This is a genomic window from Mucilaginibacter sp. (assembly GCF_036568825.1).
GTDB lineage: Bacteria > Bacteroidota > Bacteroidia > Sphingobacteriales > Sphingobacteriaceae > Mucilaginibacter.
This window is the reverse complement of the sequence record NZ_DATCRU010000065.1, coordinates 1-15,906: the sequence shown is the minus strand read 5'-3', so window position 1 is coordinate 15,906 and position 15,906 is coordinate 1. Positions and strand designations below refer to the sequence as shown.

Sequence of the window (15,906 nt, the reverse complement as noted above, 5' to 3'; positions counted from 1 at the left end):
CGACGACACATATTATCCACTATCGCGTATTTCGATCTGTTTCACTATCCGCTCACGATGGATGAGATATATCTGTACCTTCCTGTGAAATGTGATCCGACAGACTTCGAATATGCACTGAAATATTTGGTCATAGATAGGGCAATATATCATTTCGACAAGTTCTATACCCTCAAAAACGAATACTTCCTGGTAGAACGCCGTTTGCAGGGAAACGCACGGGCTGCAAAGATGATAGTCACTGCAAAAAAGGTGAGTAACCTGATCGTACGTTTTCCATTTGTAAGGGCAGTCGCTATTTCAGGCTCGCTTTCTAAGAATTTTGCCGATGAGGATTCTGATATCGATCTTTTCATCATCACCGCAAAAAACAGACTTTGGATTGCGCGCACGCTGATGCATTGCTTCAAAAAGCTAACCTTCCTGGTTAAGCGCGAGCATTATTTCTGCATGAACTATTATATCGACGAAGAGGAATTGCAGATACGTGAAAAAAACATCTTCACAGCCATTGAAATTGCAACCCTGATGCCTCTGCATGGGGATACTACCTTTGAACAATTTTATATGGCCAACAACTGGACAAGGAACTACCTGCCTAACAAATATATGCGCCTTACCACTGCCAAATCGTTAAAACGTTCGTGGTTGAAAAGAGTCTTTGAATGGCTGCTTAGTGGCCGCCCCGGCAGTATGTTGGATAACCTATTGATGAAAATTACTTCAGAAAGATGGGGCAAGAAGCGCCAGCAAAAGAAACTGAACGTCAAAGGCCTGATCATGGGTATGGATGCCGGCAAACACTACGCCAAACCCGATCCTAAAAACTTTCAGGAAAAATTGATCCTCAGGTACCAGGTGAAGCTATCACAGATCTTAGAACATTGGGAAGGCAGTGCGGTTAATTGAATCAAGTGGCAGAAGCAGTTGCAGTAGCAGTAAATCTTTAATAAGATTGTCATTCCGATTACGCAGCGAGGAATCTTCTACGATAGGCAAGTAGACGAACTGCATGGCGAAGAAGATTTCTCTTCGCCCCACTTCACATTCCAGCGCTTACTCATCGAAATGACATTATTTTTATAGGGATTTCTTCCTCAGCGAAATAATATAATAATCACCAATACATTTCCAGGGCCAGCGGGATTTTAGGCGATCTTCCCAGCTCTTCAAAAAAGAGAAAGCAGATGGGTGCTTTTCTGCAAAAACTTCTATATATGATGGCGGAACAATGGTACATAAACCTTCAATGCTCAAAACATCAAATTGTCCCTTCAATCTTTTGGTGATATAAGACGGATCATAATACCAGCATTTAAAATAATGACCTTCTACATGAGCCGTACGGCCATTTGAACTAAAAAAGCGCCTGAATGCAGTTTTAAATTTTCCTTTAAATAGTAAAAGCGCTTCCCACAGACAGAATTTAGGAAGAATAACCAATGTCACCATACCATTAGGCTTCAGAAGCTGAGGCAATGATTTTAGAACCTTATCCAACTCATCTGTACAATTTAACCCCGCGAAATTGGAGAAGATTAAATCGTACGGACCTTTATTTTTAAGTTGGTCTAAAGCGGTATAAGAACATAATTCATTGGTGATCCGGTCGTTTAAATTTTCTGCTTTCACCTTCCACATCAACTGTTCCTGCATGCCCTGGGATATATCGGTCGCATGTACATAATGCCCTTTACCGGCGAAGAAGATCGCGTCCTCACCTGTACCGCTGTTCAACTCCAGGATATGACTGTTTTCGGGTAAATATTGCAGCACATGATTTCTTACCCGCTCCCGTTTGTACTGAATGATAGTATTGTCGCTATATAGATCATCAAATACAACCGACTGCCAGGAAAAGGCTTCAGCAGCTTTTGTTTCATTAATAGGTGGTATGACTGAATCCATCACAAAGCCCTCTCCAGTCTTTTCAATTTCAATTTTTCGATCATAGCAGCCGGGGTGTGGTAAAATACCGACAATGCTTTCCGTAAGCTTTTTGCATTGATCTGCAATGGTCTTTTGATCAGCTCAGCCAGGCTATTTTGCGCCAGGTGCTGGTGATAGTTCTGATGCACATATCTATGCAGTTGTTTGTAGTATGATGGTGGGAATGTGTTGTGAAACATCAACGCCATCTCGTCCGAGTCGGTCCAGTTGGTTTTGGTTTTCAGGTCGGCTTTTACGCGGTCGTAAAAAACTGTTCCGGGCAAAGGGTAGGACACCGAAATACCGATCTCGAATGGCAACAGTTCGTTGATCATCCTGATCGTGTTTTCGATATCCTCCTTTTGTTCGCCCGGGTAACCAAACTGGATAAAGAACGACGGCTTAACACCGTATTTTTTCATCAACAAAGTTGACTTGTGTATTTGCGCGATAGTGGTACCCTTGTCCATCGCATCCAATATTTTCTGCGAGCCGCTCTCAGCACCGATCCACACATTTTCACAGCCTGCGGCAGCCAGGGCTTTTACTAAATCTTCCTCTATTAGCAGATCGGCCCTTGATTGTATTTTGAAGCGTATTTGCAGGTTTTCTTCTTGTATAAGTTTGCTGAATTCTTCTACCCATCCCGGCTTTAAACCAAATATATCGTCACAAAACCAAATGTGGTCTATGTCGAATTTATCCTTTAGCATCCTGATCTCTCTTACTACATTTTCCGGGCTGCGTGAATTATACCGGTTACCATAAATAGGTTTGGCACACCAGTTGCATTTGAAAGGGCAGCCACGAGTTGTGCCTATATTCAGCGAAAAATAACCGGCGTTTTTCAACCAGCTTTCTTTATATGGTTTTATGTCGATCAAATCCCAGGCAGGTAATGGTAAACTATCCAAATCTTTCATTACCGGTCGACCTAAGGTTTTTATAGCTTTACCGTCCTTCAAATAAGCCAGGCCCTTGATTCCCGAATATTCTGTTTCGCCTTTTTTGATTGCAATAACCAATTCCAGCAAAGTCATTTCCCCTTCACCGATGATCACAAAATCTGCGCCTTCCTGCAAATATTTCTCATACCGATCTGTTGAATCTGAGCTGCAAATTATCACTTTAGCACCCCGCACCTTTGCCCGGTTGCTCATGCTGAAAGCTGCTTCGCGCATGTTAGTGAGGCACATTTTGGTGAGATAGTTGAAGCCATCATCATAGATCACAAAAAAATCAGGAGCATGTTGTTCTAATTGCGGCTCAACTTCTTCGGGACCACTAGCAAACATAGTATCGAATAAAGCAACATTATAGCCATTCTGTCTCATCACCCCAGCAGCTAATATTGTTCCCAAAGGTGGATAAGGCAAGCCTAATCCCCATTGTTTTGGATCGAACCGCATAAAATAAGAATGGCTGAAAAGTATGCTGTTCATGCTAATCCAGATTGGTTAATGGCGACAAATTCAATGAACACACACATTTGGTGCAGATATCATTGCTCGTCATATTCAATGTTTTTCTGAAATCGATCGCTTCGGGGCTGTTCAATATGTCTCCTAAAGATGAATTTCTAATATTGCCTATCGTATCGTGAAAGAAACAAGGCTTCACGCTGCCGTCCGCCTCGATCACAGTGGACACCCAAGGTGCGTTGCATTTTTTATACGGGAAGGGGATCATTCCATAAAATGCAGCATAATAATGGTAGATGTCCATCAGCTTTTGTTCTGATTCGGCAATAAAACCGCTACCTATATCATCGCTGTAATCGGCTATTATTTTTTGAATCATTGCCTTTAGTTCAGGCAGCTCATTTTTAGATAATAATATCTCGTTCTGCCGGGGTTGATCCCAGGCAATTTGACGGTTAAAGGCGTGGCTGCTCACATCAGCCGGCAAAAAGCTGATCTGATCCAGTTCCATTTGTTTAGCCTGCTCGATGATTGATATCCAGTTCCAGAAATTAAGCCGGTGTATTACCGTACGCGCGGTGATGCGATAGCCGGGATCGAGTGATTGAATATATTGCACGCCATCCTTCAATTTATGAAATGCGCCCGGAATATTACGGATGGCATCATGCAGGTGTTGATCGCCGTCTATTGAAACTATAATATCATTAACCCATTGTACCAGTTGTTCAGCATGATGTTTCAGCGTTAAACCGGTAGTAAGCAGTGATACTTTGATACCGGCATTTCTAAGGATCCTGCACAAGGCAAAAAAATTCGGGTTGAGCAACGCCTCACCGCCCGACATCACGACTATTTGGGTTCCGAATTGCTTCAAAGACGCCAACAATCCGGAAATATCTTCTTCGGTAAGTTGCTTCAGGTTCTTATTATCTTTCCATATGTCGCACATCACACAGCGGCAGTTGCACGCGCTATGCGGCATCAGCATCACAATAGGCAATGCTGAGATGCGGTGCGTTTGCAGTGTACGGTAACGTTTGTATGTATGAGTAAGTGCCTGCAGCATGGTTATTTTCTAATGCAGACCCAATAAAAAGGGTCTTTTTTAAAGATCATATTAAAGATGGATGTGGGATCGAACAATATCTCGTACTTAAATCCCCAGAACTCACTGATGGAATGGTGAAAATAATGCTCGGCCATTTCGGGGATACCAAGAGCCTCATAATATTTGTGACTCCGTTCGTCAGCTTTTTCGGCTTCATCAGGGGTATAAAATGGGGTATCTATCACATGTACTTCGCCACCGGACCGCAGGATGTCCAAAGCCTGCGTCATAACATTAATAACCGATGGAAAATACTGTAGTGATGCGGCAAAAACGATCACATCAAATTGAGCGCAGTCAAAGGTGTTATCGTTAAAACTGTCGTAAATAAATTCCAGGTTGTCTTTTTTGAAAACCCGGTTGGCCTGATCGATCTCCAATTGGTTAATATCCAACCCCACAACCTGCGTATCACGAATATTAGACATCTTGGCCGAAAGCCAGCCATTACCGCAACCTATTTCGAGAATCCTGAGGAACTTGTGCTTTTTTGAAAGATAATCTATCAATCTTTCGCTCGACCGTTTTCTGATCTTCCATTCGTCGTAATAAACATGGTCGATATCCGGCAAAAGCTGCAGTTGCTCGTCGGTGTAGATTCGTTTCTCCTGCTGGCGCACGGCAATGTAAAGTTCCTCAAAATCCATCCGGAGCTTTTGATAACGATTTTTTGCGGTATGCTTCACAACCAGGTCCAATTTGTATTTGTTAAAAACCTTGTATTTCGGGTTGGCGATAGCGCCATACCTTATGCAGCAATTTTATTTCGTACGGATAATTGTATAAGCTGGTCTTGTAACGCAACCCGGCTACCGCCTTTATCAGCCTGCGCTTTAAGCTGTTCAGGCGGATATCGGTGACAGTCGGGTACGCTCCATTCAAAACCGTTTCAAAATTTCGGATCTTGTCGATCATGTCCGGGGTGAGCCATGGTGTAAGGGGGTTCTTGCGCATATCGAAATTTTCCCAGGCGGGGCTTATCCAATCCTCAAGCACCTGCGGGTATTTAAAACCGCTGGCCAATACCTGTTTAAATAATTCCGATCCCTCTGTTGGTACGGGGCTGTAGGTGTATATTACAATTTCAGCGTTGGGATTAACAGCCTTTACCTTCTTTATAAAATCGATCTCAAAATCTATCTGCGCCTGTACCTGTTCGGTAGTTGGGGCAGGTGTCCCTAACACGAATGAGTACTCTGGGATAATGTCGAATTTCTTCAACCGCTCTGCAAAAGTGAGTATCTGTTCACCGGTTTGCGTGCCTCCTTTATCCAATTGCTCTAATATATTGTCATTGCCGCTTTCGGCTCCAAAAAAAATACATTTACAGCCTGACTCACGGATGGCAGCCAGCGACGAATCCTTGAATTTATCCATCGTGTCAATGCGGGCCATACCCCACCAACTCATTTTTTCCGGTTTGATCAGGTTGGCAAATTCAACCGTGCGTTTTTCGGAAACAAAGAAGTTATTGTCGTGAAACTCGATTGCCGTCGCGCCCCATTTATCTTTAATGTATTTTATGTCATTATAAACAGTCTGTGCAGACTTGGCCTTCCATCGTGCTTCAAAAATCGGCACTACGGCACAAAACGAACAGGTAAAGGGGCAACCAATGCTGGAATGATAGGCCATTGTTTTTTCACCCAAATATGTTTTACCCAGCAACCTGCTTATAGGATAAAAATCATTCAGTTTATCATAAGGCAATGGCGGCAGGGTGTCCTGTTCCATCAAATCTTCTTTAGACGTTTTGATAATTTTGCCGTCTATAGCCTGGTAGATCAGGTTTCTGATAAACTCGAAAGGTTTGTTATTTTCCAACGCATCTATCAACGCCGGGAACGCGTGATCGCCGGGGCCATTAATTACAAAATCGACGTATCGCGAAAATAAAACTGCCTGGGGTTGTGTAGAGGGGAAATATCCGCCCCATATCATTTTGGTATGTGAATAGCGTTCTTTGACAGCTTTTGCAATCGGGATGGCCTGCCTTAGTTGCGGACCGGGCATTACCGTAAAACCCAGGTATTTAAAGTCGCCGGTATCCAGGTAACTTTCAATCTTTTCCAGAGGATCGGCTTCGCAATTACCATCAACAATTACCCAGTCGTATTTACCCTCGATAGAGGCGGCTATACTTAATATAGAATTAGGGATGCGATGTTTCGCATCGGCACTTTTAGGATTGAATAACAGTATTTTGCTCATTATACAAGGTTCCGAAATATCATAACAGATGGATAAAAGGCAGCAAATCAGCGACCTGCTGCCAGTTTATTAACCCCATCAATTTAAGTATCCAATTGAATTACGAAATCGAAACGAGCGCAGTTGCCTGCGTATCGAAATAAAAATTTAGTTGGGCAACCAATGGTTATTGCATTTCGTAATTCCTCTCAAAACCCCTTATACAAACGAAGTGATAGCCGCCCTCAGAAATATCAGGAAACGACTGTTTCAACCTGCTGTTATTGAAAAAAATTCAGCCGATGCTTACGACCTGTGGTCGGAAGATTATGATATACAGCCGGGCAACCTGATGCTCGATCTTGATGAGGTATTGTTCCCGCAATTGCTTGATGAGAAAATTGTCCGAAACAAATCTGTTGCCGATATCGGCTGCGGAACGGGAAGGCACTGGACAAAAATTTTGCAGATGCAGCCATCCGGCTTAATAGGCTTTGATGTGTCAGAGGGAATGTTAAACAAGTTGAAGGCCAAATTTCTCAGCGCGAATACCTTTAAGATTAACGACAACTTATTATCAAACGTGCAGGACGCTGCATTTGATACCATTATATCAACCCTAACGGTTGCGCATATCGAAAATATTGAACAGGCTTTACAGGCGTGGTGCCGTATCCTTAAACCATCAGCGGATGTGATTATCACAGATTTTCATCCCAAATTACTGGCTTTCGGCGGGAAACGGACATTTAAGCACCACAACGAGCGATTGGCTGTAAAGAATTATGTTCATGCTGTTGGTACCATCAAAGATTTGCTGTATCAAAACGGTTTCAGGTTGATCCGCGAGGAAGAGATCAGTATCAATGAAACTGTAAGGCACTATTATGCTGAGCAAAATGCTTTGAGTGTGTATGAGCAGTTTAAGGGGTTCCCGGTGATATATGGTATTCATTTAAGGCGCGGCCTATGATCCTGAATAATATTAGGATGGCCCTTACCGGTCAAAAAATTAGTATCAGGGTAAAAGATGGTAAAATAGCTCAGGTTTTACCGGGGCATTTTCATGATAAAAATGAGGAGTTGGAACTGACATTTGATGATGCTATTATCTTTCCCGGACTTATCAATTCCCACGATCATCTCGATTTTAATCTTTTCCCTCCACTCGCCGGAAGAACCTTCAAAAATTATACGGAATGGGGAGTTTATATTCATCTAAAATATAAAGAGATTATTGATAGCGTATTACAAATACCCGAATCGCTTCGGATACAATGGGGTATTTATAAAAACCTGCTCTGTGGGGTTACTACTGTGGTGAATCATGGGAAAAGAGTCAAAGTACCAGATGAGCTTCTCACGGTTTTCCAGGATTGCCAATCTATCCATTCTGTACATTTTGAGAAAAGATGGCGCTTTGCATTGAATAATCCGCTTAAAAAAAATTTAACCGCAGTAATACATTGCGGGGAAGGAACAGATGATTTGGCTTCAAATGAGATTGACCGGCTAATTCAGTCAAACCTATTCAACCGGCCAATAGTTGCTGTGCACGGCGTTGCGATGAATGATGATCAGGCAAAGCAATTTAAAGCACTGGTTTGGTGCCCGGAATCAAATTATTTTTTACTCGACAAAACCGCGTCTATAGGTTGCCTGAAAAGCCGCCTGCCTATATTATTCGGAACAGATTCAACCCTTACCGGCGACTGGAATATCTGGAACCATGTCCGCAAGGCTAAGCAAACGGATATGCTGTCGGAACAGGAGCTTTTTGACAGCCTGACAACCAATCCCGCCAAAATATGGGAACTAAGAACGGGCAAAATTGAAGAGGGCGTGGATGCCGATTTGGTAGTATCAAAAGCAGAATCATTTTTTACAACCGATCCGCAGAATATTTTATTGGTGATGCATAATGGCAGTATCAATTTATTTGATGAAAGTCTGCTTGCACAACTAAAAACGATAAATACAGGTGAATATAGCGCGATCAACATAGGCGGAAGTAATAAATACGTAAAAGGTAATCTGCAGGAGTTGATATCGAAAATAAAACAATTTGCCCCCAATGCTAGTTTCCCTGTTGATTAATCCCCCTGATTATGACTTTGACTCAAAGAATAGGTACAAAACTATATCGCGAGACCAAATATTTTGGCAGAGATATCAGTCATTTACTGGGCTTTGATGAAGATTTTTTCCGTAATGCCCGGGGCAGCAGGATGGTAATCTATCACGGGGTATGTCTTACCGATCACACACGCTTCAACCCTATTTTTATCAAACTGAAAACACTTGAAAGGCACTTTCAATTTTATAAAAAATATTTTAATGTCATTTCAATAAACGATTTTTACGGGCAGAAATTCAGTAATAATAAATATAATATTTGCCTCACCTTTGACGATGGGTATGCAAATAATTATAAGTATGTATTATATTTATTAGCGAAATATCAATTACCGGCTACATTTTTTGTCACTGCGATAAGGAACGAAGGTTTTGATATTTTGTGGAACGACTTTTTGGGCATGGTTCAATTGTATGGCCCTAAACGACTGTATTACAAGAATCAATGGTTTCAAAAAAATCGTTTTAATCAGTATTTTTCCGAACAAAATGGTGAAAAATTCGTAGAAATGCTTCGTTCGGGTGGTTTTGATGTTAAGCAGGAGATGATGGATCTATTATACCCGCTGGTACCCTACCGGGACAGCAAACCTGATAATGAAGACTACTGGCTGCAGATGACCCAACAGCAGATCAGGGAGTTAGCCTTATCACCGTATACTACAATAGGTTCACACGGCTATTATCATAACGACCTGGCGCGAATAAACATTGATGACGCTACACAAGAAATGATCCGCTCCAAGCAATACCTTGAAGATATAACAGGTGGGCCTGTAAATAGCCTGGCATTCCCTTATGGCTCGTATAACGGTGATGTTGTCCGTGCCTCAAAGAGTGCGGGCTATAGTCAATTACTTTGTATGGACTTCCACTCGCCCGATGACCAGGCCGATCCAGCGATGCGTGAACGTTTTACGGTAAACCCGTTCATCAATACCATTAACCAGATGCGTGCAACTGTAACCCGGAGATATGAGTGAAATAATTCAGATGAAGGGCTACCATATTGAAAGGTTGAGCAAGGCAAATATTCCTGCCCTGGAAAAGTTATATCACGAGGTATACGGCCGCAATAATCCGCCTGGTTTCTACGAGAAGAAATACGATACTTCCTATACAGGTATTGAGCATGTAGGCTACGTTGCCTTTAACGAACGCCGCAACCCGATAGCCTACTATGGCGTTATCCCCTGTTTTATCCGCTATGGCGATCAACTGTACCTGGCTGCCCAGTCGGCTGATACCATGACGCATCCCAAATATCAGTTTAAGGGACTGTTTGTGCAATTGGCTAATCTGACGTTTGATTTGTGCATGGAAGAAGGGATAAGCCTGGTATTCGGATTTCCAAATCAAAACTCACTGCATGGCTTTTTGGTGAGATTGAAATGGCAGATGACCGAAACACTGGCTTATTATAATATACCTACCGGTTTAGTTTCTGTTGACGGTATAACCAGGCGTATTCCATTTTTAAAGAAAATGTATAGCCAATACCAGGAATATATTCTGAGAGATTACCTGCTTCCCCGAAAAGGGATTGAAAATGCAGTGTTTAAGGAAGGTTTTGCAGGGGTAAACAGGAATGCGCTTTATCTTAACTATAAAAGATATAACGATGATACACGCGTTATAAAAATAGGCGAGGCAATTTTGTGGATAAAAATCAAAAACGGATTGATCGTTGGTGACGTAAGCTGCCCGTCAGGAGAGTTTGATAGTATGCTGATCGACCTGAAAAAGCTTGCTATGAAGCTTGGGCTGAAGAATATCCAATTCCATACCAGTCACCAGACAAGATTATCGTGGCTGCTTTCTTCAAGATATCCTGCAGAACCATCGTTTTATGTACTTTTTAAGGATTTTGGTTCCCGTATCCCGCTGGATAAGATTAAATTCACTTACGCGGATGTGGATACCTTCTGATCTGTTGGGCTTTACAAACTGTTTAAAATAATTATTTCTTAGAATCATCTAAAAGGGGTGTCACACTGAGCTCAGTCGAAGTGCGGCGCGTAAAGGCCGGCCCACCATGCTTCCCTTCGACAAGGCTCAGGACAGGCTTGAGCCTCAGCATGACACCCCGAGCTTCATCTAAAATCACTTTATGAAATATATTTTTGCCGGATATGTACATACGCGAGATTATAATTCTCCCGAAGCATGGCTTGAACGCATAAAAGCATATACCGGCATACCCGAAGCTTTAGCTAAGCACAACACCGTAATCAGCATCCAGCAGATAGATTACGAAGGCGAATATCATAAGGCTGGAGTCAAATACTATTTCAAACGGTTTAAACCCTCTTATTTTCCATCCCGTCTGCATCAATTTATCAAAAGCCTTGCGCCTGATGTGGTGATTGTACAAAGCTTTAACCATCCATTAGAGGTAATACAATTGCGTTTTTTATTGGGTAAACGCACAAAAATAATCGTTCACAACCATGCCGAATTGCCTTTCACTGGAATTAAAAGATATCTGCAGCGGCTGACCGATAAATATGTTGACGCTTATTTGTTTGCCTCTCATAATATGGGTTTAGGTTGGGTACAAAAAGGCAATATCAGCTCAGGAAAAAAGATATATGAGGTGATGGAGGTCTCATCAGCATTTACACCAATAGATAAAACCATTGCCAGAGAGAAAACTGGTGTAGTTAAGGGCCCGGTCTTTCTTTGGGTTGGGCGATTGAATGACAACAAAGACCCGCTGACCGTATTAAAAGCTTTTCTTCAATTTGCTTCAACAGAACCATCAGCAAGATTATATATGATCTATCATACTGAAGAATTGCTGAATGAGGTAAAAGAAATGATCAATAACTCTCCGCAAAAAGGGGCAGTTAAATTGATCGGCAGAATTCCGCACCAGCAATTACAATATTGGTTCAGCAGTGCTGATATTATTTTATCCGGATCACATTATGAAGGCAGCGGAACCGCCGTTTGTGAAGCGATGTCATGCGGATGCATGCCAATAGTTACTGATATCGACTCATTCAGGATGATAACAGATAATGGCAGGTGCGGACTTTTATATGAGGCTGGAAATGTAACAGCGTTATTAAATGCGTTACATCAGATCGGTCAAATAGATATAGATGGAAAACGAAAAGCTTCACTGGAATATTTCAGGTCAAATCTTTCGTTTGAGGCTATCGGCAATCGAATTCAGGAAGTCGCAGAATCGTTGTAATCAAACAAGCTCATAATCCTACTGCAAGTATCTTTAATCAGGTAAGAGGCTGTTTTACTATGGCTGCAATGCTGATCTTCCAGCAATCTTTTCAGAATGTTCACCATATCATCCGGTGTTTTAGCGAAGTGCCAGTTTTTTATAGGCTGATCCATTGGCCGCACAAAACTTACTACCTGTGCGCCAGCATATAAAGCCTCAAGACAAACCATGCCCAAACCCTCGTAGGATGATGGGTGAGCAAAAACTTTTGTCCGCTGCATTAATGCCAGCACAGCAGTATAGGGCAGCTCACCGATGAGTTGAATATTCTTTTCGAGCTTGTAATCTTTAATCAGCTCCTCCAACAGGTGACGTTCCGGACCATCTCCACAAATAACGGCCCTAATATCAGGGAAGTAAACATGCAGTGTGGCAATCATATTGATCAGCAAGGAATAAAGCTTTAGCGGGATAAGTGAGCCGGCGCCAAGAATATCGATATCTCTAGTCCGGGAAGGTTCTCCAAATAATTCAGGATCAATACCAACGGGGATAATATGTGCAGGTGCTATAGCGTAGTTATTTTTAACCTCTGTTGCAATAAAATCAGATAAAGCGACCAGGTTTTCAGCCTTGGGCTTTATCCATTTTAAATATTTATTACCCGGTTTAGCATCCTGGCCTAATATCCAGCAGAAATGTTTCAGGTTATACTTTCTGGCAAATCTGCTGGCAACAAATGCACAATCTCCTATCCAGAAACTTAACAAACCAATCAACTGATGTTGCCTGTTCAGTCTTTTCAGCATTAGCCATACGCGACGCCAGTTATTTAACCGGGTCAATCTACCTTTATTTGCCCCACCAAAAGAGATAACTGCAATGTTGTTCCACTGATAAGAAGATGAATGAAAAGGATACTCAAATGCCATCACGATTATATTGAGCGTTGGATATTGAAGTTTTAAATTTCGCACAAAAACCTGCTGAGGGGGGATACAAGTGCTGTCGGCTTCATTTTTGGGGAAGCCGGGGCTTAGTATGACCAATGTCTTTTTCAACTCAGTCATTCAGCGAAACGATTTTATTGCAGAAAGATAGTCCGGCCTTATTATGGGTGATAAACAGGATCATTTTTCCTTCATGCGTCAATTGCTTTAAATTGTCAAGTATTTCATTCTCGCTCTGCTGATCCATCTCGCCAAAAGGTTCATCCATTATCAGCAGATCGAAATCATGATACAACGCCCTCGCCAGCATAATCCGCTGACGTTGCCCCCCACTCAGGTTTTTGCCGTTTTCAGTGATGATATGGTCTATTCCGTCCTGGTATTGATTGATCACATTGCATAATCCGCAAGTTGTGATCACGTCTTTCAATCGCTCTTCATCGTAATTCTTTTCCTGCAAAGTGATATTGTTCCTTATTGAATCATGCAGTAAAAATGGCTGTTGTTTAATATAGGATATCCGGCTATGCCATGTATGCCTGTCATTCTTATTGCTGATCTGGTTATTGATGCAAACTATTCCATCTTCCTGTTCAATAAAACCAAGCAGGATGTGCATCAGAGTAGTTTTTCCGCGACCAGAATCAGCCGATAACCCGACAAAGTCGCCGGGGTTGATATCAAGACAAACTCCTTTTAAAACAGACCGGTCATTGTATTTGTAATGTATTTTTTCAAGACTGATCGACCGGATCTGATCTGATCTTCTGGTAGTTATAGCATCTGTTACCAGGTTGTCTTTCAAAAGATCATCTAATACAAATTCATAGGTTTTTATTTGTCCGGCGCTGTTAATGATCCTTACAATACCAGGAATGATCTTATACGCTGCCGCCAGGAACACACTGATGGTGAGCAGATCAATAGCCGGTGTATGCACCGACCATTTATTAATGAGTACCAGTATAAAAAATCCGAGGATGGCAAATACCTCGATCAGCCGTGAAGGCAAATACTGCAGTGATTGCTGTGTGCAGATGTAATGATTCAATTGCTGCTGCTGGCGGTAATACCGATCGACAAAAAAATCATCTTTATCATAAATATGGCTTTCTATATAGCCCGAAAGAGCTTCTTTCACGTTCTTCAGTGTATCAGAGCTGGTTTGCTTAATGTGCCGGCGGACATTGTTATAACGCTTTTTCAAAATCCATCCCAGCAAAGCAATTGCAGGCATCAGAAGGAGAAATAACAAAAGAAACAATGTGGCATGATACCATAAAACAACTGCAAGGGCGAAGATCACGAGTATACTTTGTGAAATGATCTGCTGAAAATTAGTCAGGATATAGGTGCTGAACTCAATAGGCTGGCTGGTGATCTTCCGTATATAAACCGAAGAATCGATATTGACAAAACTCAGGTAATCCTTCTTTAAATATTGCCTGATGCCTTTTTCCGATAATCGTGTAGCGACATTATAGATAAAACGATAACGTGCGGATGCAATATAATAGGCAATCAAATTTTTTATACCGAACAGTACAAAAAACAAAGCGATCAATAAAACGGAATGTTGATCATTTAAAGAGCCAGGTAACCAGGAAGTATAAGGAAGCGCTGAATTCTTAACATAAAAGTTGATAACCAGGACGGTTAAACCCAGAAAAGCGATATCGAGCGCACTGATGAGCACATCAAAAAATATGAGCAGGAACAGTTTTGCCCGCTCTTTTTGATCCAGAACATGCAATATGCCTGATAAAAATTGCACCAATACTAATTAAATAGAGTGATAGCCAGAACACGATTGCGGGATTTATGAGATTAACAAGATAGTTAACCATTAATCCAATAACCGTGCATTAGTAGCTTGCAAACAGCTTTAATTGGATTACGGGGAGTATTGGAGAATGGTTGCTTAAGACACGATTTTAAGATTTGATTGATTAAACATGATTTTAATCATTGAGATATCCTGCTAAATCTCATCAATCCTATAATCGTGTCACAGTTTTCTTATCACCCTTGCCGGGTTCCCAACAGCCAATGAGTCATCCGGAATATCTTTGGTTACTACAGCACCGGCACCTATTACGCATCGGTTACCAATAGTTACACCGGGACAAATAATAGCTCCGCCGCCTATCCAGCAGTCGTCGCCTATAGTTACTGGTTTGGCATTTTCTTTTGTTCTTCGGAGTACTGCATCCAGAGGATGCGTAGCCGTATAGATCTGCACTGCGGGGGCGCAAAATACATTGTTGCCCAGCTTTACCTGCATCACATCCAGCACCACACAGTTTACATTGAAATAGACATTCTCGCCACAGATAATATTATAACCGTAGTCGCAATGAAAAGGAGGTTCGATGTATAAGCTATCGGGCGCATTGGGGATCAGCTCACGAATAATGGCTTTCGTATTTTCGCTTACTACAAACTCCGTTACATTGAGACGATGAAGCAGCTTCTTACAATTTGTACGCTCTTTTACTAAAGTTTCATCGTATGCCAGGTAATACTCCCCGGCCAGCATCTTTTCCTTTTCAGTCTTCATATCAGCAAGGTAATCAATACAATCTTAAAATCGTGTTTAATAAGGAGACGGACTTGTAGCCGTCCAGCCACCATCAACCATCAAAGTTTGTCCTGTGATATGACGAGACTCAGGCAAAACAAAGAAAAGCACCGCATTGGCAATATCCTCAACAGTTGCTGCACGTCCCATTGGTGTAATGCGTGACCAAGTTTGAGCATAGCTCTGATCCTGTAAAGTGCGCTCGGTTAACGTAGCACCTGGGGCAACGGTATTAATAGAAATATTTAGTGGCGATAGCTCCAGTACCAAACTCTTGGCCAGCATTTCAAGGCCGGCTTTTGTCATACCATACGCCGCCAAATTTTTATGCGCCTGATGACCGGTAACCGAAGACATTAGCAAAATACTGCCACCACTCCCCTGCTTTTTCATTTGTATGGCTG

At 42.0% G+C, this 15,906-nt stretch carries 15 protein-coding genes; 6 read left to right on the top strand and 9 right to left on the bottom strand.

The window, feature by feature from the left end:
- Positions 1 to 57: 57 nt before the first annotated feature.
- Positions 58 to 909, top strand: coding sequence for a nucleotidyltransferase domain-containing protein (locus VIM89_RS14140; RefSeq protein ID WP_488156817.1), 852 nt, complete (start codon positions 58 to 60; stop codon positions 907 to 909).
- A 171-nt stretch (positions 910 to 1,080) separates the two neighbouring features.
- Here VIM89_RS14140 and VIM89_RS14135 read toward each other — a convergent pair whose 3' ends face one another.
- The 5 genes from VIM89_RS14135 to VIM89_RS14115 all read right to left on the bottom strand — a co-directional run bounded on the left by VIM89_RS14135 (position 1,081) and on the right by VIM89_RS14115 (position 6,672).
- Complete coding sequence (locus tag VIM89_RS14135) at positions 1,081 to 1,908, bottom strand: class I SAM-dependent methyltransferase (RefSeq protein WP_488156816.1); 828 nt, start codon at positions 1,906 to 1,908, stop codon at positions 1,081 to 1,083.
- Positions 1,908 to 3,371 (bottom strand): B12-binding domain-containing radical SAM protein, encoded by a 1,464-nt coding sequence (locus VIM89_RS14130; protein WP_488156815.1) that lies wholly within the window; start codon positions 3,369 to 3,371, stop codon positions 1,908 to 1,910. Before VIM89_RS14130 ends, VIM89_RS14135 begins: the two co-directional genes overlap by 1 nt.
- 1 nt (position 3,372) lies before the next feature.
- On the bottom strand, positions 3,373 to 4,419 hold the full coding sequence (locus VIM89_RS14125) for a radical SAM protein (RefSeq protein WP_488156814.1): 1,047 nt from the start codon (positions 4,417 to 4,419) through the stop codon (positions 3,373 to 3,375).
- A 2-nt stretch (positions 4,420 to 4,421) separates the two neighbouring features.
- Positions 4,422 to 5,108: a class I SAM-dependent methyltransferase gene (locus VIM89_RS14120; protein WP_488156813.1), complete on the bottom strand. Its 687-nt coding sequence runs from the start codon at positions 5,106 to 5,108 to the stop codon at positions 4,422 to 4,424.
- A 61-nt stretch (positions 5,109 to 5,169) separates the two neighbouring features.
- Entirely contained in the window at positions 5,170 to 6,672 is a 1,503-nt protein-coding gene (locus VIM89_RS14115; protein WP_488156812.1) for a B12-binding domain-containing radical SAM protein, read from the bottom strand.
- Positions 6,673 to 6,883: 211 nt separating this feature from the next.
- Between VIM89_RS14115 and VIM89_RS14110 the strand changes: the two genes are divergently transcribed.
- The 5 genes from VIM89_RS14110 to VIM89_RS14090 all read left to right on the top strand — a co-directional run bounded on the left by VIM89_RS14110 (position 6,884) and on the right by VIM89_RS14090 (position 11,989).
- Positions 6,884 to 7,624 carry a class I SAM-dependent methyltransferase gene (locus tag VIM89_RS14110; protein ID WP_488156811.1) on the top strand — a complete coding sequence of 247 codons (741 nt, stop codon included), beginning with the start codon at positions 6,884 to 6,886 and terminating at the stop codon, positions 7,622 to 7,624.
- Complete coding sequence (locus VIM89_RS14105; RefSeq protein ID WP_488156810.1) at positions 7,621 to 8,748, top strand: amidohydrolase family protein; 1,128 nt, start codon at positions 7,621 to 7,623, stop codon at positions 8,746 to 8,748. Before VIM89_RS14110 ends, VIM89_RS14105 begins: the two co-directional genes overlap by 4 nt.
- 11 nt (positions 8,749 to 8,759) lie before the next feature.
- Complete coding sequence (locus tag VIM89_RS14100) at positions 8,760 to 9,770, top strand: polysaccharide deacetylase family protein (protein WP_488156809.1); 1,011 nt, start codon at positions 8,760 to 8,762, stop codon at positions 9,768 to 9,770.
- Positions 9,763 to 10,716, top strand: coding sequence for a GNAT family N-acetyltransferase (locus VIM89_RS14095; protein ID WP_488156808.1), 954 nt, complete (start codon positions 9,763 to 9,765; stop codon positions 10,714 to 10,716). Before VIM89_RS14100 ends, VIM89_RS14095 begins: the two co-directional genes overlap by 8 nt.
- Positions 10,717 to 10,897: 181 nt before the next feature.
- Positions 10,898 to 11,989, top strand: coding sequence for a glycosyltransferase family 4 protein (locus VIM89_RS14090; protein WP_488156807.1), 1,092 nt, complete (start codon positions 10,898 to 10,900; stop codon positions 11,987 to 11,989).
- Here VIM89_RS14090 and VIM89_RS14085 read toward each other — a convergent pair.
- The 4 genes from VIM89_RS14085 to VIM89_RS14070 form a co-directional block, all read right to left on the bottom strand.
- Positions 11,965 to 13,041: a glycosyltransferase gene (locus VIM89_RS14085; protein WP_488156806.1), complete on the bottom strand. Its 1,077-nt coding sequence runs from the start codon at positions 13,039 to 13,041 to the stop codon at positions 11,965 to 11,967. The genes VIM89_RS14090 and VIM89_RS14085 overlap by 25 nt on opposite strands.
- Positions 13,034 to 14,695: an ATP-binding cassette domain-containing protein gene (locus VIM89_RS14080; protein ID WP_488156805.1), complete on the bottom strand. Its 1,662-nt coding sequence runs from the start codon at positions 14,693 to 14,695 to the stop codon at positions 13,034 to 13,036. The genes VIM89_RS14085 and VIM89_RS14080 overlap by 8 nt, the downstream gene beginning before the upstream one ends.
- Before the next feature lie 234 nt (positions 14,696 to 14,929).
- A complete protein-coding gene (locus tag VIM89_RS14075) occupies positions 14,930 to 15,481 on the bottom strand; it encodes a sugar O-acetyltransferase (protein ID WP_488156804.1) in 552 nt (183 codons plus the stop codon).
- A gap of 36 nt (positions 15,482 to 15,517) precedes the next feature.
- Positions 15,518 to 15,906: SDR family NAD(P)-dependent oxidoreductase (locus VIM89_RS14070; protein ID WP_488156803.1), on the bottom strand; the 389-nt coding region annotated here is incomplete at its 5' end.

Excerpts from the sequence above, each read along its gene's own strand:
- VIM89_RS14115 (WP_488156812.1), bottom strand. The coding sequence starts at position 6,672 with ATGAGCAAAATACTGTTATTCAATCCTAAAAGTGCCGATGCGAAACAT.
- VIM89_RS14075 (WP_488156804.1), bottom strand. The coding sequence starts at position 15,481 with ATGAAGACTGAAAAGGAAAAGATGCTGGCCGGGGAGTATTACCTGGCA.
- VIM89_RS14105 (WP_488156810.1), top strand. The coding sequence starts at position 7,621 with ATGATCCTGAATAATATTAGGATGGCCCTTACCGGTCAAAAAATTAGT.
- VIM89_RS14085 (WP_488156806.1), bottom strand. The coding sequence starts at position 13,041 with ATGACTGAGTTGAAAAAGACATTGGTCATACTAAGCCCCGGCTTCCCC.
- VIM89_RS14090 (WP_488156807.1), top strand. The coding sequence starts at position 10,898 with ATGAAATATATTTTTGCCGGATATGTACATACGCGAGATTATAATTCT.
- VIM89_RS14125 (WP_488156814.1), bottom strand. The coding sequence starts at position 4,419 with ATGCTGCAGGCACTTACTCATACATACAAACGTTACCGTACACTGCAA.
- VIM89_RS14130 (WP_488156815.1), bottom strand. The coding sequence starts at position 3,371 with ATGAACAGCATACTTTTCAGCCATTCTTATTTTATGCGGTTCGATCCA.
- VIM89_RS14140 (WP_488156817.1), top strand. The coding sequence starts at position 58 with ATGGATGAGATATATCTGTACCTTCCTGTGAAATGTGATCCGACAGAC.
- VIM89_RS14095 (WP_488156808.1), top strand. The coding sequence starts at position 9,763 with ATGAGTGAAATAATTCAGATGAAGGGCTACCATATTGAAAGGTTGAGC.
- VIM89_RS14135 (WP_488156816.1), bottom strand. The coding sequence starts at position 1,908 with ATGGATTCAGTCATACCACCTATTAATGAAACAAAAGCTGCTGAAGCC.
- VIM89_RS14120 (WP_488156813.1), bottom strand. The coding sequence starts at position 5,108 with ATGGATTTTGAGGAACTTTACATTGCCGTGCGCCAGCAGGAGAAACGA.
- VIM89_RS14100 (WP_488156809.1), top strand. The coding sequence starts at position 8,760 with ATGACTTTGACTCAAAGAATAGGTACAAAACTATATCGCGAGACCAAA.